Source organism: Actinomadura meridiana, assembly GCF_039537545.1.
GTDB lineage: Bacteria > Actinomycetota > Actinomycetes > Streptosporangiales > Streptosporangiaceae > Spirillospora > Spirillospora meridiana.
The window spans coordinates 619,954-636,356 of record NZ_BAABAS010000005.1 but is presented as its reverse complement, the minus strand read 5'-3'; the positions used below and the strand labels follow the sequence as shown (position 1 = coordinate 636,356).

The 16,403-nt window shown below is 72.5% G+C and carries 17 protein-coding genes; 4 read left to right on the top strand and 13 right to left on the bottom strand.

Annotated features, from left to right (window positions below; translation table 11 throughout):
• Nucleotides 1–58 precede the first annotated feature (58 nt).
• Both ABD808_RS12175 and ABD808_RS12170 read right to left on the bottom strand, forming a co-directional pair.
• The gene (locus ABD808_RS12175; RefSeq protein WP_344894611.1) at nucleotides 59–1,507 is read right to left on the bottom strand and encodes a histidine kinase; all 1,449 of its coding nucleotides are present in this window, start codon (nucleotides 1,505–1,507) and stop codon (nucleotides 59–61) included.
• Between the two features lie 108 nt (nucleotides 1,508–1,615).
• Nucleotides 1,616–2,239: a sulfite oxidase-like oxidoreductase gene (locus ABD808_RS12170; RefSeq protein WP_344894608.1), complete on the bottom strand. Its 624-nt coding sequence runs from the start codon at nucleotides 2,237–2,239 to the stop codon at nucleotides 1,616–1,618.
• A 317-nt stretch (nucleotides 2,240–2,556) separates the two neighbouring features.
• On the opposite strand from ABD808_RS12170, the gene aroF reads away from it, so the two are divergent.
• The 3 genes from aroF to ABD808_RS12155 all read left to right on the top strand — a co-directional run bounded on the left by aroF (nucleotide 2,557) and on the right by ABD808_RS12155 (nucleotide 5,710).
• Nucleotides 2,557–3,603 (top strand): 3-deoxy-7-phosphoheptulonate synthase, encoded by a 1,047-nt coding sequence (gene aroF, locus ABD808_RS12165; protein ID WP_344894605.1) that lies wholly within the window; start codon nucleotides 2,557–2,559, stop codon nucleotides 3,601–3,603.
• A 204-nt stretch (nucleotides 3,604–3,807) separates the two neighbouring features.
• Nucleotides 3,808–4,779, top strand: a complete 972-nt coding sequence (locus tag ABD808_RS12160; RefSeq protein WP_344894602.1) for a DMT family transporter — start codon at nucleotides 3,808–3,810, stop codon at nucleotides 4,777–4,779.
• A gap of 40 nt (nucleotides 4,780–4,819) precedes the next feature.
• The gene (locus tag ABD808_RS12155; RefSeq protein ID WP_344894599.1) at nucleotides 4,820–5,710 is read left to right on the top strand and encodes a DUF5954 family protein; all 891 of its coding nucleotides are present in this window, start codon (nucleotides 4,820–4,822) and stop codon (nucleotides 5,708–5,710) included.
• A gap of 21 nt (nucleotides 5,711–5,731) precedes the next feature.
• Here the strand turns inward: ABD808_RS12155 and thiI are convergent, their stop codons facing one another.
• The 5 genes from thiI to ABD808_RS12130 form a co-directional block, all read right to left on the bottom strand.
• On the bottom strand, nucleotides 5,732–6,964 hold the full coding sequence (thiI, locus tag ABD808_RS12150; protein ID WP_344894596.1) for a tRNA uracil 4-sulfurtransferase ThiI: 1,233 nt from the start codon (nucleotides 6,962–6,964) through the stop codon (nucleotides 5,732–5,734).
• Nucleotides 6,965–7,149: 185 nt separating this feature from the next.
• Complete coding sequence (locus tag ABD808_RS12145) at nucleotides 7,150–8,175, bottom strand: 6-phosphofructokinase (protein WP_344894593.1); 1,026 nt, start codon at nucleotides 8,173–8,175, stop codon at nucleotides 7,150–7,152.
• A 183-nt stretch (nucleotides 8,176–8,358) separates the two neighbouring features.
• Nucleotides 8,359–9,021 carry a response regulator gene (locus tag ABD808_RS12140; protein WP_425548921.1) on the bottom strand — a complete coding sequence of 221 codons (663 nt, stop codon included), beginning with the start codon at nucleotides 9,019–9,021 and terminating at the stop codon, nucleotides 8,359–8,361.
• A gap of 44 nt (nucleotides 9,022–9,065) precedes the next feature.
• Complete coding sequence (gene macS, locus ABD808_RS12135) at nucleotides 9,066–10,289, bottom strand: MacS family sensor histidine kinase (RefSeq protein WP_425548913.1); 1,224 nt, start codon at nucleotides 10,287–10,289, stop codon at nucleotides 9,066–9,068.
• 73 nt (nucleotides 10,290–10,362) lie between these two features.
• Nucleotides 10,363–11,097, bottom strand: coding sequence for a lysophospholipid acyltransferase family protein (locus ABD808_RS12130; protein WP_344894584.1), 735 nt, complete (start codon nucleotides 11,095–11,097; stop codon nucleotides 10,363–10,365).
• Nucleotides 11,098–11,394: 297 nt separating this feature from the next.
• On the opposite strand from ABD808_RS12130, the gene ABD808_RS12125 reads away from it, so the two are divergent.
• A complete protein-coding gene (locus ABD808_RS12125) occupies nucleotides 11,395–12,204 on the top strand; it encodes a hypothetical protein (RefSeq protein ID WP_344894581.1) in 810 nt (269 codons plus the stop codon).
• Here ABD808_RS12125 and ABD808_RS12120 read toward each other — a convergent pair.
• From ABD808_RS12120 to ABD808_RS12095, 6 genes are all read right to left on the bottom strand, one after another.
• Complete coding sequence (locus ABD808_RS12120; RefSeq protein WP_344894578.1) at nucleotides 12,201–12,911, bottom strand: endonuclease/exonuclease/phosphatase family protein; 711 nt, start codon at nucleotides 12,909–12,911, stop codon at nucleotides 12,201–12,203. The two genes, ABD808_RS12125 and ABD808_RS12120, sit on opposite strands and share 4 nt — an antisense overlap.
• Before the next feature lie 2 nt (nucleotides 12,912–12,913).
• Complete coding sequence (locus ABD808_RS12115) at nucleotides 12,914–13,882, bottom strand: ROK family glucokinase (protein ID WP_344894575.1); 969 nt, start codon at nucleotides 13,880–13,882, stop codon at nucleotides 12,914–12,916.
• A gap of 48 nt (nucleotides 13,883–13,930) precedes the next feature.
• Nucleotides 13,931–14,173: a hypothetical protein gene (locus ABD808_RS12110; protein ID WP_344894572.1), complete on the bottom strand. Its 243-nt coding sequence runs from the start codon at nucleotides 14,171–14,173 to the stop codon at nucleotides 13,931–13,933.
• Nucleotides 14,174–14,227: 54 nt separating this feature from the next.
• On the bottom strand, nucleotides 14,228–14,662 hold the full coding sequence (locus ABD808_RS12105) for an SRPBCC family protein (protein ID WP_344894569.1): 435 nt from the start codon (nucleotides 14,660–14,662) through the stop codon (nucleotides 14,228–14,230).
• A gap of 28 nt (nucleotides 14,663–14,690) precedes the next feature.
• Nucleotides 14,691–15,458 carry a metallophosphoesterase family protein gene (locus tag ABD808_RS12100; RefSeq protein WP_344894566.1) on the bottom strand — a complete coding sequence of 256 codons (768 nt, stop codon included), beginning with the start codon at nucleotides 15,456–15,458 and terminating at the stop codon, nucleotides 14,691–14,693.
• Between the two features lie 103 nt (nucleotides 15,459–15,561).
• The gene (locus ABD808_RS12095) at nucleotides 15,562–16,257 is read right to left on the bottom strand and encodes a copper homeostasis protein CutC (RefSeq protein WP_344894563.1); all 696 of its coding nucleotides are present in this window, start codon (nucleotides 16,255–16,257) and stop codon (nucleotides 15,562–15,564) included.
• Nucleotides 16,258–16,403 lie beyond the last annotated feature (146 nt).

Below are 16,403 nucleotides of genomic sequence, written 5' to 3'. Positions count from 1 at the left end.
ATTACCGTCTGTCCGCAATCGGTTCCGAAAAGTGAGTGGCGTGTCGCGGCGACCCGGGTCAGTCCGGAAACACGCCGGGGCGGTACTTCGGAACACGCAAATTGACCTTGGTTCCGGCGCCGAGCGCGGTCTCGACGGTCAACCCGTACTCGTCTCCGTAGACCTGTCGCATCCGCTCGTCGACGTTGGCGAGGCCGATCCCGGCTCCGCAGCCGCGCCGCCGCGCGCGGGACGCGACGCTCCCCCAGCCGACCGGCCCCGGGCGGCCGAGCGGCGCGGAAAGGATCTCCTGGAGGCGTTCGGGGTCCATGCCGACGCCGTCGTCCTCGACGCTGATCGCGGCCTCGGCGCCGGAGTCGCGCGCGAGGATCGTGAGATGGAACACGTCCCCCACGCCCGCCATCCCGTGCCGGACGGCGTTCTCGACGAGCGGTTGCAGTGCGAGGAACGGGACGGCGACGGGCAGCACCTCGGGCGCGATCTCGACCCGGAACCGCAGCCGGTCGCCGAATCTGGCTCGCTCCAACAGCAGATATCGGTCAATCGAGCGCAGTTCGTCGGCGAGGGTGGTGAAGTCGCGCGGGTTGCGCAGCGAGTAGCGGGCGAAGTCGGCGAAGTCGAGCAGCAGGGCGCGGGCTTGCTCGGGGTCGGTGCGGACGAACGAGGCGATCGTCGTCAGCGAGTTGTACACGAAGTGCGGGGAGATCTGGGCGCGCAGGGCCCGCAGTTCGGCCTCGGCGAGCCGCAGGCGGGTGTCGTCGAGCCCGGCGAGGTCGAGCTGCCCGGTCACGAGCCGGGCGGCCTCGCCGACCGCGCGGACTCGGGCCGTGGACGGGTTGCGCCAGTACACCCCCATCGTCCCCTCGACGCGGCCCTCGACGGTGAGCGGCGCGACCATCCCGACGCGGACGGGGCACATCGGGTCGCGGCAGCCGAGCAACTCGGGGGCGATCACGAGGGGGCGGCCCGAGTCCAGCACCGGCAGGGCGTCCTGGACGGCTCCCACGGCGTGACCGGAACGACCCGCGCCGTCCCAGGCCAGCAGCCGGGGCACCGCGCGCAACCGGCGGGGGTCGCCGTCGACCAGCGGGTCGTCGGAGGCGTTGACGGCGTGGAGTTCGTCGTCCGGCGGCAGGACGCCCACCAGCGCGACGGCCTCGGCGCCCAGCATGGTTCTGATCCGGCGGGCGGCGGTGCGCGCGGAGCCCTCGGTGAGCCCGGCGCGCAGCGGCGGCGACGCGCGCGCGATCAGGTGCAGGGCCGAGAACGTCGCCTTCTCCGCCGTGTCGGCGGGCACACGGCGAGGGAGACCACGCGGGAGGCCGCGCGACAGGCCGCGTGGGAGGCCGCGCGACAGGCCGCGTGAGAGGCCGCGTGAGAGGCCGCGTGAGAGGCCGCGTGAGAGGCCGCGGTGGAGCCCGAGCCGCCGGCTCAGCGCCCAGACCGCGGCGGCGGCTCCGGCGGCCGTGGCGCACGTCACGACCGCCACGACGGACGGTAGGACCATGACAACGTACGGTAACGTCTGTTGTGCCCGTGAGTCGATGTGTTGCCCATTTACGAAGGTCTCGGATGGGCTACGGCCGCGACGCGAGGCCCGTCCGAAGGCTCCCGGTCACGGGGGCGGCGACTCGCCCTCGTCCTCCTGGTAGGAGTAGCGCTGCTCCTGCCACGGGTCGGCGACGTTGTGGTAGCCGCGGTCCTCCCAGAAGCCGCGACGGTCCCTGACCAGGTACTCGACGCCTCGCACCCACTTCACGCTCTTCCACGCGTACAGGTGCGGGATGACGATGCGGACGGGGAAACCATGATCGGGGGTGAGCCGCTCGCCGTCGCGGTGGGTGGCGAACGTCGTCCCGTCGGCGAGGAAGTCGGTCATCCTGATGTTGGCGCTGTAGCCGTACTCGGCCCAGACCATCACGTGCGTGACGTCCGGCGCGGGCGGCGCCAACTCGACGATCGCCGTCCCGGGGACGCCCCTCCACTCGTTGTCGGGCACCGTGAACTTGGTCACGCAGTGGAAGTCGCCCACCACGGTGGCCGCCGGGAGCGCATCGAACTCGTCCCAGGTCCAGCGGTACTGCTCCCCCGTCTCGGTCGAGCCGAAGACGCGGAAGTCCCAGTCGTCCGGGCGGAATCTGGGCACGGGGCCGTAGTGCAGGACGGGCCAGCCCCGGGGAACGTACTGGCCGGGGGGCAGGTCGCCCGGCGGCTGTGCGGACTGTTCGGGGTGGGACATGACGCGGCCATCCTGCCATCCGGCGTGAGCTGAGCCATATCCGGGGTCCGCGCGGGACCGGTCCGCCACCCGAACCTTTTGTGGGGAGACGTCCCCGCCCCCTCCGGAACACCCCGGGACCCGTTAGACTGACCCCGTGCGCAACGTCATGTATTTCTTTTGGTTCGACCAGCCCGGGCGGCTGGTCTGCCGGACGTTGCGCTAGCAGACCACAGATCGAAAGCCCCGGGCCTTTGCGGCCCGGGGCTTTCGTCGTTTCACCGCTTGTTCCGCGGGGTCCACCGGGGGCCCCGAGCGAAACAGAGAGGCACACACTCATGGTCGTCGTCATGGCTCCCGAGGCCAACGAAGCGGATATCGAGGCCGTCGTCTCGCTGGTCGAGACGGCGGGAGGCGAGGCCTTCGTCAGCCGCGGCGTGGAGCGGACCATCGTCGGGCTCGTCGGCGACGTCCAGCAGTTCGGCACCCTGAACCTGCGCGGGATGCGCGGCGTCAGCGACGTCGTCCGGATCTCCGCGCCCTACAAGCTGGCGAGCCGCGAGAACCACGCCGAACGGTCGGTCGTGCGGGTCGGCGGCGTGCCGATCGGCCCGGGCACGATGACGTTGATCGCCGGTCCGTGCGCGGTCGAGACACCCGAGCAGACCCTCGCCGCCGCGAAGATGGCGCAGGCCGCGGGCGCGACGCTGCTGCGCGGCGGCGCGTTCAAGCCGCGGACGTCCCCGTACGCCTTCCAGGGTCTCGGCGAGGCGGGCCTGCGCATCCTCGCGGACGTGCGGGAGGAGACGGGCATGCCGATCGTCACCGAGGTCGTGGACGCGGCCGACGTCGACCTCGTCGCCTCCTACGCCGACATGCTCCAGATCGGCACCCGCAACGCGCAGAACTTCGCGCTGCTCCAGGCGGCGGGCGAGTCAGGGAGGCCCGTCATGTTGAAGCGCGGGATGAGCGGGACGATCGAGGAGTGGCTGATGTCCGCCGAGTACGTGGCGCGGCGCGGCGGCCTCGACATCGTGCTGTGCGAACGGGGCATCCGGACGTTCGAGAAGGCCACCCGCAACACCCTGGACATCTCCGCGGTGCCGGTCGCGCAGCGGCTGTCCCACCTGCCGGTGATCGTGGACCCGTCGCACTCGGGCGGCAGCCGCGACCTCGTCCTGCCGCTGACCCGCGCCGCCATCGCGGTCGGCGCCGACGGCGTGATCATCGACGTGCATCCGCACCCGGAGCGGGCGCTGGTCGACGGCCCGCAGGCCCTCGTGGACGGCGATCTGCGGGAGCTCGCCAAGGTCGTCCGGGACCTGCCGCCGATGGTCGGCCGGACCCTCACGCAGCCGGTGGACCGGGGCGCCGTCCCGGCCTGATCGGTTACCGGCCTGATCCGTTATCGTCTGGTCCATGGCGTACTGGACCCCCGACTGTGGCCCGCCCGCGCTCCGTCCGGGGCGCGGCGACCGCACTCGCTGACCGAGTCCTGACACGGCCCGGCGCCACGCGCGCCCGGCCGTGTTCTCCTGCGCCCCGAATCCGGATGACCTCTCTCCGATTCGAGCCCAGGAGCCTCTCCCGTGTCACGGTCCGCGTCCACGTCGCCTGTGCCCAGTTCACCCATACATGGCGGTCATGTCCGGCGCGGCGGCGTCGACATCCTGCTGGCGGCGTCCCTGTGGGGCACCACCGGGACCGTCCGCACCTTCGCGGACGGCGCGTCGGCGTTCTCGATCGCCGCGATCCGCCTCATCATCGGCGGCGCCGTGCTGCTGGCCCTCGCCACGTCCACCCGGCGCGATGACGGGCTGCGGCGGCTGCTCGGCGCCCGCCGGAACCGGCCGCTCATCGGGGTCGGCGCCGCCGCGATCGTCGTGTACCAGACGGCGTTCTTCGTCGCCACCGGACGGACCGGCGTCGCGGTCGCCACCGTCGTCACGATCGGGAGCGCGCCCGCGTTCACCGGCGTGCTCGGGCTGGTGACCCGCCGGACCGCGCCGACCGGCCGCTGGGTCGTCTCGACCGGCGGGGCCGTCGCGGGCTGCGCCCTGCTCGTCGGCGGCGGCCGGGACGCGGGCATCGACCCGGCCGGGATCGCGCTCGCGCTGCTGGCCGGGCTGTCGTACGCGGTGTACGCGACGGGCGCGTCCGTCCTGATCACTCGTGGCGAGGACGACCGGGCCGTCGCCGGGGCGCTGTTCGCGGCGGCGGCCGTCCCGCTCGTCCCCGTGCTGTTCGCCCAGCCCATGGGGTGGCTGGGTACCGGGTCCGGCGCGCTGATCGCCGTCTACCTGGGCGTGGTCACCACGGGTGGCGCGTACCTGCTGTTCACGCGAGGCCTGCGCACGACGCCCGCCACGGCCGCGACGACGCTGACGCTGGCGGAACCGGCCGTGGCCGCGGTGCTCGGCATGGTGCTGCTGGACGAGCGGCTCGGCACGTCCGCGCTGGGCGGACTCGGGCTGCTGGCGGTGAGCCTGGTCGTCCTCGTGTCCCCCGTCCGACGGCGGAAAGACAGCGAACGTATACAGGCCGGTAACAAATGGGTCTAAACCATTGGTTCGAGAGTGGCGCGGCGGAATGATGACCCGCATGACATCGGGCGATGGTGACGCCGGGGGGCGGCTGTTCCCGGAGGATCTGGACGGCGTCGATCCCGTCGCGGCGGTGATGTTGGCCGACGCGTGCCGCGCCGTCTCCGCCTACCCGGAGCTCGTGGTGCTGGGCGCGCTGTTCACGGCGGCCGAGCGCGTCCCCGGCGGCTGGCAGGTCGTGTGCCCGTGCGATCCGCTGCCGCAGGGCGCGCGCGAACTGCTGGCCACCCATCTGGAGGAACGGGCCGCGTCGTCGGACGCCACGCGGGCCCGGCGGCTCTCCATCGCGGCGCGGACGTTGCAGGACGAGGCCGCCGACGAGGTGATCGCGGCCGGGCGACGGTTCCGGATCGTGCGGATCGAACAGCTCGTCCGCACCGGTTCCGACGGCCCCGAACCGCCCCGTCCCACCGATCTGGACCCGAGGCCCGACGACCATCGGACCGCCCGCCGCCCCTACGACCTGCTGCCCGACACCGGCCCGGCGTCCGGGGTCGCGATCGCGGAGTGGCTGAGCCAGGTGCTGAGCGCGGCGGCGGGCGACGAACCGTCCGCCGCGTGCACGCCGGTCGGGCTGGCGCCCGCGTTCACGGTCGCCGAGCGGGGCGAGCGGCGGTGGCGTCCCGTCGGACGGCTCCACGACGCCCCACAGCAGGCCCGCGACTCCCTGGTCACCTACTTCCGGCACGTGGTGCCCGCGGTGGAGAGCCCGGCCGCGACGGACGTCGCCCGGTTCGCCGAGGCGGCGGAGCTGATGGAGGACGACACGCGCCGCAACGGCATCGCCGTCGCCGGGCGGCGGTTCCGGATCGTCCGCATCGAACGGGTCACGCTGATGGGTCCGGACGGGCCCGAGACGCCGCGTCCGACCGACTTCGACGCCCGCTGAGCCGCTGGCCGACCTCTCCCGTCAGGCGGTGGAGTCGGCGTAGACGGGGCGGTGCTCCTGCGCGGACCCGGCGAGTTGCTCGGCGAGCTCACCGGCGTCCAGGCGCTTCTCGATCTGGCGCAGGTCGTCGATCTTCGCCCTGGTCTCGGCGCGGCGGGGCGCGAGGACCGTGCAGCAGTCCTCGTCGGGCAGCTCGGAGATCGTCAGGGTGCGGACGCGGCGCGCCTGGTCCATGATCTCGACCTTGTCCATGCCGACGAGGGGCCGCAGGATCGGCAGCTCGACGGCGTCGTCCAGCGCGGTGATGTTGGCGAGCGTCTGGCTGGACACCTGACCGAGCGCGTCCCCCGTGATCAGCGCGGAGCCGCGCAGGCGGCGGGCGAGGATCTCACCCGTGCGCAGCATCAGGCGGCGCTGCGCGACGACGGCGAGCCGGTCGGCGCCCGACGACTTGATCTGCTGCTGCGCCTTGCCGAACGGGACGACGAACAGCCGGGACCCGCCCTGGAACTTGTCCAGCTCGCGGACCAGCGCGTACGCCTTGTAGATCGACTCGGGGCCGGTGAACGGCATGCCGGAGAAGTGCAGGTAGTCGACGCGCAGGCCGCGGCGCATCATCCGGTAGGCGGCGACGGGCGAGTCGATGCCGCCGGACATCAGCACCAGGGCGCGGCCGCTCATCCCGACGGGCAGGCCGCCCTGGCAGGGCAGGCCGCCGGAGTAGACGAACACCTCGTCGCGGTCGACCTCGATCGACAGGGTGTGCGAGGGGTTCCTGAGCCGGACGGGCTGCCCGTACCGGTCGGTGAGGAGCGTCCCGATGTGCCGGTCGAGTTCGGTGGAGGTCAGCGGGAACCGCTTGTCGCGGCGCCGGGACCGCACGGCGAACGCGCCGACGCGGCCGTCCATCAGTTCGAGGGCGGCGCGCTCGACGCTGGCGAGGTCCTTGCCGACGCGCCAGGCGCGGTGCGCCCACACGATGCCCATCACGTCGGTGATCCGCTGGGCGACGCGGTCCATGGTCACCAGGTCGGCATCGTGTTTGCGGACGATGAACACGCCATGGCGACGGATGACGTCCACCCGGGCGATGGGGCGGACCGCCATGCGCACGTTGTCGGCGAGGCGCCGCTCGAACTGCTCGCGGTTCTTGCCCTTGAGGACGACCTCGCCCAGTTTGAGCAGCACGCACGGTTCGCCGTCGACGGGCGACTGCTCACGGACGTCCGCCGCCGCGGTGTCGAGCGTGGTCATGCGTGGTCCTCCTGGCGGGAACAGGTCCGAGGGTGGGCTCCCAGTGTGGCCCAGATAAGCCAACACCGCGAACGGATACCGCTGTTCCCGCCAGGCCGCCGAGAGTGGGCCGGTCAGCCGACGAAGACCGGTCGGCCGAAGACGACCGGTCGGCCGAAGATGGCCCCTCAGCCGGAGGAGACTCGTCAGCCGAAGAAGACCTCGGCTTCGGCGTAGCGCTCCAGCGGGACGGTCTTCAGTTCCTTGGTGGCGTCGTCGAGGCCGACCCGGGTGATGTCGGTGCCGCGCAGCGCGACCATCTTGCCGTAGTCGCCGTCGCGGACGGCGTCGATCGCCTGGAGGCCGAAGCGGGTGGCGAGGACGCGGTCGAACGCGGTCGGGGTGCCGCCGCGCTGGATGTGCCCGAGCACCGTGGCGCGGGCCTCCTTGCCGGTGCGCTTCTCGATCTCGTCGGCGAGGGCCTGGCCGATGCCGCCGAGCCGGACGTGCCCGAAGGAGTCCAGCTCCTTGTTCTGGAGCTCCATCTGCCCGTCGGCCGGATGGGCGCCCTCGGACACCACGATGATCGGCGCGTAGCGGGTCTTGAACCGGCTCTCCACGTACTCGCAGACCTTCGCGATGTCGAAGGGCCGCTCGGGGATGAGGATGACGTTGGCACCGGCGGCCATGCCGACGTGCAGCGCGATCCAGCCCGCGTGCCGCCCCATGACCTCGCAGATCAGCGCGCGGTGGTGGCTCTCGGCGGTGGTGTGCAGCCGGTCGACGGCCTCCATGCCGATGTTCACCGCGGTGTCGAAGCCGAAGGTGTAGTCGGTGGCGTTGAGGTCGTTGTCGATCGTCTTCGGGACGCCGACGACGTTGACGCCGTTGGCGTACAGCTCGCGGGCGACGCCCAGGGTGTCCTCGCCGCCGATGGCGATCAGCGCGTCCACGCCGAGGCCCGCCAGGTTGTCCTTGATCCGCTCGACGCCGCCCTCGACCTTGATCGGGTTCGTCCTGGACGAGCCGAGGATCGTCCCGCCGCGCGGCAGGATCCCGCGCACGGCCTGGACGTCGAGCGCGACGGTGTCGCCTTCGAGCGGTCCGCGCCAGCCGTTCCGGAAGCCCACGAACTCGTAGCCGAAGACCTGGACGCCCTTGCGCACGACCGCACGGATCACCGCGTTCAGGCCGGGGCAGTCACCGCCTCCGGTCAGCACTCCGACGCGCATGCCGTCTCCTTCTCCCGCCACCGGGCTCCTCCGATTCACATGTCAGTTCACATGGTCAGACCGCATGGTCAGACTAGCCGTCCGGGCAGGACGGCACGGCGCATTCACCGGGCGTCCCGGCGTGCCGCCATTGGTCTAGACCATAGCCGTTCGGGCGGGACGGCGGGACATTATCCCCCGTGGTTATCGCCCGTCGTCCCAGTCGTCGTCCAGGCCCTGCTCGATGGCGTAGCGGACGAGTTCGACACGGTTGTGGAGCTGGAGCTTGCGGAGCGTGTTCTGGACGTGGTTCTGCACCGTCCGATGCGACAGGACGAGCCGCTCGGCGATCTGCTTGTACGTCAGGCCCTTGGCGACAAGCCGCAGTACCTCGGTCTCGCGCGCGGTGAGGCGCGGCGCGTCGTCGTCCGCGCGGGCGCCGTCCCGCTCCCCCTCGGCGGCGAGCCTGCGGTACTCGCCGAGGACCAGCCCGGCCAGCCCCGGCGTGAAGACGGCCTCGCCAGCGCCGGTGCGGGCGACCGCGTCCAGGAACTCCTCCCGCGCGGCGGACTTGAGCAGGTATCCGGTGGCGCCCGCCTTGACCGCCTCCAGCACGTCGCCCTGCTCGCCGCTCGCCGACAGCACCAGCACGCGGACGGGCGGGTCGGCGGCGGCCAGGTGGCGGGTCACCTCGACGCCGCCGAGGTCGGGAAGTCGCAGGTCGACGACGGCCACCTGCGGTCGCGCCGCCCCGGCCACGCGGACGGCGGCGCGGCCCTCGCCCACCGTCGCGACGACCTCGTGACCGGCCGCGGCGAGATCGCGCGCGACCGCGTCGCGCCACATCGGATGGTCGTCCACGACCATGACCCGCAGGGGAACGACGCTCACGGGTCACAGGGTACGGGGGCTCACCGGGGACAGGGCCGGGGCACCGTCAGCTCGATCTCCGTGCCCGCGCCCTCGGCGGACGTGATCTCCACCGTGCCGCCCAGGTCACGGACGCGGCCGAGGATGGACTGCGCGACGCCGAGCCGCCCGTCCGTCGCCGCCTCCGCCAGCCGTCCGGCGGGGATGCCGGGGCCGTCGTCGCGGACGCTGACGGTGATCGCGCCGCCGTCGTCCTCCAGCAGCACCCACGCGCGGGCGCCGTCGCCGCAGTGCCGCCGGACGTTGTCCAGCGCCGCCGCCACCACCGCCTCGATCTCCCGGGCCATGTGCGCGGGCAGCGGAACCCCGGTCGCGGGCGTCGAGACCGTCACGGACGGGGATGCTCGGGCGGTCAGGAGCGCGCGGAGATCAAGCTCGTCCGGTTGGCTCGGCGCGGGATCGGTGCCGACGAGGGACCGCAGCGCCGTCTCCTGCTCGCCCGCGAGGCGCCCGAGTTCGGCCGCCTCGCCGCCCAGCTCGTCGCCGCGCCGCCGCACCATCGCCAACACCTGGAGCACCGAGTCGTGGATGCGGCGGGCGAGCCGTTCCCGCTCCCGGGTGGCCGCCTCCAGCTCGACGGCTCGCGCGAGCCGCGCCTCCGCGTCCAGCACCAGCCGCACGACGTGCCCGCCGACGAGGCCCGCGAGGAGCAGCAGCACGATGCCGTTGAACGTCGCCAACCCGACCGCTTCGACCGTCCCCGCGAGCGCGTGGACCAGCAGATTCGCCCCGGCCAGAACAAGCGCGGCCACGACGCCGAGCCACCGTCCTCCCCCCACAGCCCACGCGAGCACCGCCGCCGCGACCCAGGCCGCCGGAAGCGTCGGACGTCCGTCCGCGAGGTTCGCGGCGGTCTCCACCCACGCCGTCGCGAGCAGGCACCCGGACGCGACGGCGAGATCGACGACCAGCAGTGGCCACCTCCGCCGCGCCCCCGGGAAGGCCGCCACGGCGTACGCCGTCCAGACGACCATGACACCGAGAACGACCCACCCACCGGCCGGATGCGCGTAACCGTCACGGTTCACCACGATCAGGACCGCCGCGTAGACCAGCGTCAGACCCCGATAGACGCCCAGGGCCCGCCAGAGAGCCCCCTCCGAGCCCGCCCCCCTGTCAGGCCCGCTCCTCGTCGGAGGACGACCCCCCGCACCCCCCGGTTCGCTTCGCTCAGGCCCGCTCCTCGTCGGGGGACGACCCCCCACACCCCCCGGTTCGCTTCGCTCAGGCCCGCTCCTCGTCGGGGGACGACCCCCCACACCCCCCGGTTCGCTTCGCTCAGGCAGGGCCGCCCAGCCCCTCATCGTCGTCCACCGGCCGCACCGGCTTGCCCGCCTGCTCCGCCTTCACCTCGGCGGCGTACCGGTCGACGTACTCCTGGCCCGACAACTCCCGGATCGCCTCCATGATCTCGTCGGTGACCTGGCGCAGGACGTCCCGGTCGTCCTCGCGGCCGTAGAAGCGGGAGAAGTCCAGCGGCTCACCGAACCGGACGCCCGGCCGCACCCCGAGCCGCGGCAGCGTCTTGCCCGGCGGCATCAGCGCGAACGTGTTGATCATCGCCATCGGGATCACCGGCACCCGCGACTTCAGCGCCAGCCGCGCCACGCCCGTCTTGCCCCGGTACAGCCGCTCGTCCGGCGCCCGCGTGCCCTCCGGGTAGATGCCGAGCAGCTTGCCCTCCGCCAGGATCCGCAGCCCCGTCCGGAGCGCGGCCTCCCCCGCCGATCCGCCCGTCCGGTCCACCGGCACCACCCCGACGCCCGTGAAGAACCCCTTGCTGATCAGTCCCTTGATCCCCTTGCCGGTGAAGTACTCGCCCTTGCCGATGAAGTAGATCGGCCGCTTCAGCGGCAGCGGACCGAAGAAGTGGTCGGCGAACGACAGGTGGTTGCTCACCAGCAGCGCCGGACCCCGTTTCGGGACGTTCCTCATCCCCCTGTTCCGCGGCCACCACCCCAGATACAGGACGGGCGAGAGGACGACCCTGAGCAGGATCCAGAACCAGAGCATGCGGGACCTTCCTCGGACCGGCGGCCCCGGGGCGGGCATGGCCGGTCACGGACCGACGGGGATGATGGAACATCCTCCCATTCCCCACCGCCCCGCTCTACCGGCCGGTACAGCGGCTTCGCCGGGGCGCGGGAATGAACGTAGGCTCTGAGACGTCAATCTCAATCGGGTGCGCCCGGGGGCTTGTCCCGAGCCGCCCAGCGAATACCGTGGGACACACGTTTCACAAGTCGATGGGGGAGCGGAGGCCGTCATGCCGGTGCTGTCGGTCACGCCGTCGTCGAAGGAGCCGGCCCCGTGAATCGCCGAGGCAATGGACTGTCAGCGGACACCTACGCCCCACTGGTCGACCTCGCCCCGCATCTCGCCGACGCGATGCTGACGGCGCTCGGCGAGGCGGGCGTGGCGGCCTACGCGGCCTCGCCGTCCGACGTCGCCGATCCCGTCGGCCCACCGTCGCCGGAACCCGCCGAAACAGTCGGCGAGACCGTCGCCGGTGACGTGCTCGACCGGCTGTACGTCGACGTCGACATGAAACCCGCGGCGGAGGGCATCCTGCGCGCGCACCTCGCCCGGCTGCGCGACGCGTCGGCTCGGGGCTCGGACGCCGACCGTCCCGAACCCGCCGAGCCCGACGCGCCCCCGAAGGAGACGGGCTCCTCCACCGAGCTCGACGAGGACGCCATCTGGGCCGAGATCGTCGCCGGTTTCGACTCCACCCCCGACGGCGAGATCCCCTGGCCCGACGAGGAGAACGTCAGCGAGCCGCCCGACCCGCCGCAGGAGGGCGACGACCGCACCGGCCGCCTCCCCCGCGCCCGCGTCATCGAACCCGCCGACGCCGAGTTCCCCCCGGACGAGACCGAAGAGGACCACTACGTCCCGCCCGCTCCCCCGCCCCTGCCCACCGCCGACCCCCTCACCAAGGGCGCCTGGATCGCCCTCATCGGCGGCCCCGTCTACCTCCTGATCACCGTCATCCTCGACTGGGAGGTCCCCGGCTGGGCCGCCTTCCTGGCCGTCGCCGCCTTCATCGGCGGCTTCGTGACCTTGGTCCTGCGCATGGGCGACGAGCCCCGCGACCCCGACGACGGAGCCGTGGTCTAAGGCTTCTGGGGGTTCGGAAGAACCAGGTCCGCTAGGACGGGACGATGGTCTGTGGCCTGGGGATAGTCGGCCAGCAGGGACTCCCCGGTGGGGACGCCGCAGGCTGTCACCTGGATGGTCGGGTCGGTGAAGATGGCGTCTATACGCCTGGTGGGGGTTCTCGCCGTGAAGGTCAGTTCGGCGTTGGTGGGGGCCCGTTCATAGGCGTCATGGAAGTGGCTGGTCAGGGCGGTCCAGGTGGGGCCGCCCGGTTCTTCGTTGATGTCGCCCGCCAGGACCACCGGGGCTTGGTGGCGGGCCTTGGCGCGGGCCAGATGGGCGAGGATCTCTTGGGCGTGGCGCTGGCGGGGTTCGTCCTTCAGGTCCAGGTGGGTTGAGGCTGCTATCAGGCGGGTTCCGTTGATTTCCAGGACGGCTACCGCCAGGGCTCGGCGGTGGAGATCCTTGTCGGGAGTCAGGAGGTGGAACTCCCGAGTCACGCGGCGGACGTGGGGCGCCGTGAACACGGCCAGGCCGCATGCTCGACGGCCCGCGGCTATCGTCATGCCGCAGGCGTTGGCCAGGCGGCGGCGTTGGAGACGCCACGTCCAGAAGCGGGGAACCTCCTGGAGGCACGCCACGTCCGGGGCGATGGTCCTCACGACCCGGGCCACGGCGGACGGGTCGTCGCGCAGTGAGCGGAGGTTGTAGCTCAGGACGGTCGGCACGTCTAGACGGTGACGTCCTGGAGGGGTCGGACGCGGGCCAGGTCGGCGGCGCCGACGATCCCGGCGGCGGAGCCCAGTTCGGCGATGCGGATGTCGGGGAGCGGGCGGTGGCCGCGGCCCGTCAGGGCGTCCTCGAAGGCGGCGCGGATCGGGTCCAGGAGCAGGTCGCCCGCGTCGGACAGGCCGCCGCCGATGATGAACGCGCCCGGGTCGAGGATGGCGCTCAGGTCGGCGAGGCCCTGGCCCGCCCAGTGCGCGATGGTTCGGAAGCACTCCAGGGCGGCCTTGTCGCCCTCGCGCGCCGCCTGCGAGACCTCGGGGCCGCTGATGCCGTCGGGGCGGCCGTCGCCGAGTTCGAGGAGGCGTCCGGCCATCGCGGGCGCGACGCGGGCCAGGTCGCGGGCCTCGTGGACGAGGGCGTTGCCGCTGGCGTACTGCTCCCAGCAGCCGCGGTTGCCGCAGCCGCAGCGGCGGCCGTCGGGCACGACCCGGAAGTGGCCCATCTCGGCGCCGATGCCGAAACGGCCCCGGTACAGCTCGCCGTTGATGATGATGCCGCCGCCGATGCCAGTGCCGAGGGCGACAAGCACCAGGAAGTTCTCGCCGCGTCCGGCGCCGAACTTCGCCTCTCCCCACGCGGTGGCGTTGCCGTCGTTCTCGACGACGACCGGCAGCCCGACCAGGCTCTCGACCTTCTCCTTGATCGGCTCCTCCCGCCAGGCGAGGTTGGGCGCGAACAGGACGTTGGAACGGTCCTCGTCGACGAATCCCGCGGTGCCGAGCCCGACGGCCGACACCTCCTCGAACTTGCCCTTCAGCAGGTCGACGACCTCGGCGATGGTCTCGGCGGTCTCCTTGGGGTTGGTCGAGGGAGTGGGCCGGCGAACCTTCTCAAGGATGGTTCCCCGGTCGTCGACGACCCCGGCGGCGACCTTCGTGCCGCCCACATCCACGCCGATGGTCAGGGCCATGTACGCTTCCTCCTCTTCGCGCGGCCCGGCAGGGGGACCGGTGCCGCGCTACCCGATGTCGGTCGGCCCGCCGCCGGTGGCGGCGGACCACGGCTCGCCCGTTCCGTGGCGGTCCGACCGCTCGGACCTACCCGCCGTGGGGCTTTCCGACGCCTCCGGCGCGACGACCTCCCGGACGGCCGCGAGCAACGAGTCCGCGGCGTCGCGCAGGTGGCGGCCCACGTCGCCGCCGATCGGGCTGATCAGCGTGTCGAGGAGCTTGGCCGCTTCGTCGAGGACGTCGTCGCTCATGGGTCCATCTTCCATCCGTTGTCGGCGTGAACGGTATCGCCTCCGAGGGGGTGGTCAGCTCTCCACATGGCGCTTGAGCCCTTTGAGCGCGGAGTCGATGATGTGCTTCTCCGCCCTGCGTTTCACGATGCCGAGAAGGCGGACGCGGACGTCCACCGACATCTCGTAGATCACCTCGGTGGCGCCGTCGCGCTCGTCCAGGGTGTAGGAGCCGTTCAGGGACGTGACGACGGAGCCCGCCTCCACCAGCTTCCACGCGACCCGGTCGTCGCCCTCCCAGGTGTAGGCGAGGCCGACGGTGTCGGTGAAAGGCCCGCCCTCGAAGGTGAGGGCGGCCCGGGACGGGCGGCCGTCCTCGCCGCGCTTCTGGACGGTGAACCCGCGGATCCCGCTGGCCCAGGTCGGGTAGGCCTCCAGGTCGGCGATCACCGCCATGATCTCGGCCTTTCCGGCCTTGACCGTGATGGAGGAACTCGTCCGGTCCGCCATCTGCGCCTCCTTTCTAGAGCAGTATCTGTCACACGGTCAGCGCGTACGGTACGCCGCGGGCGCGGAAGTGGCCCACGTTCACGCATTCGGTGCGGCCGATGCGGGTGCGGCTCGCGAGCGGCTGGTGGACGTGCCCGAAGAGCACGTACTTCGGCTGCGTCCGGTGGATCGCGTCGAGGACGGCCGTACTCCCCCGCTCGAACCGGCGCGCGACCGTGTCGTACAGCAGATCGGGGACGGCGGGCGGGATGTGGCAGCACAGCACGTCCACCGCGCCGACGGCCTCGACCTTGGCGGCGTAGGCGTCGTCGTCCAGCTCGTACGGGGTGCGGTACTCGGTGCGCAGCCCGCCGCCGACGAACCCGAACCGCAGCCCGCCGATCTCGGTGGTCTCGCCGTCCAGGACGTGGTGCCCGGCGCGCAGGTGCGGGGCCCACAGGCGCGGGACGTCGACGTTCCCGTAGGTGAGGTACGCGGGTTCGGGCATGGCGGCGAACAGCTCGGCGTACTGGCGGTCGACGGCGCGTTCGATGTGCGGCCACGCCTCGCCGTCGAGCGACGCCCACAGGCCGCGGGAGAACTCGCGGGCCTCGTCGAAGCGCTTGCGGGTCCGCAGCGCGATGAAGCGGTCGGCGTTGTCCTGTCCGAACAGGTCGGCGAAGATGCCCTGCCCGTGGTCGTGGTAGTCGACGAACAGGATCAGGTCGCCGAGGCAGATGAGCGCGTCGGCCCCGGTCGCGGCGCCCGGCAGCGCGTCGGCGCGGCCGTGCACGTCGCTCACCACATGGATCCTCATGAACCGACTCTAATAAGACACTTCACCCGGCGGGGTGGGAGGGCCGTGCGCCGATCCGGTCTCCTGTGGGGGGACGACACCCCACACCCCCCGAACGGTCTGGTCAGCCGGTGGCGGCCGACACGAGCGAGCGCCACTCGCGGACCAGGGCCGGGTCGACGGGCGCGTCCCAGGCGCCGTCCGGGCGGACGGCGGTGCCGACGTGGAACGCGCCGATCCCGGCGGCGGCGAGCAGCGCGACGTGCTTGCGCCGCAGCCCGCCCCCGGCCATGATCATCCCGGCCGCGTCGCGGTTCTCGGCGGCGCGGCGGACGAGCACGTCGACCCCGGTGTCCACACCCCGAGGCGACCCGGCGGTGAGCACGGTGTCGAGACCGCCGCCGAGGCCGCGCACGACGCCCCACGCCTGGACGGGGTCGGCGGCGTGGTCGAGCGCGCGGTGGAACGTCCAGGGCAGCGGGGCGGCGTCGGTGGCGAGCTTGCCGGTGGCGACGGCGTCGACATGGCCGGACGGTTCGAGGAACCCGAACACGAACCCGTCGGCGCCCGCCTCGGCGAGGTCGGCGGCGGCGCCGCGCAACCGGTCGAGTTCGCTGGCGGACGTGCCGAACCCCGCGTTCGCGCGCAGCATCACGCGGATCGGCAGGGTCGTCACGCGCCGCACAGCGGCGACCACGTCCGGGTCGGGGGTGAGGCCGTCGGCGGCCATGTCGGCGACGACCTCCAGCCGGTCGGCGCCGCCGTCCTGCGCGGCCCGCGCGTCGTCGGCCGTCAGCGCGATCACTTCGAGCAGCGACATCCTGGTTCCCCTTCGGACCGCGGTCGGGTGCGACCGGCTCAAGCGTAGGCGACCGGAGGACGCGCGCCGTTCGCGACGTGCGGCCTTTGCCATGCCATGACTGACAGGTGCCGTGCCGGCCACGACTGACGGGTGCCGTGCCGTGA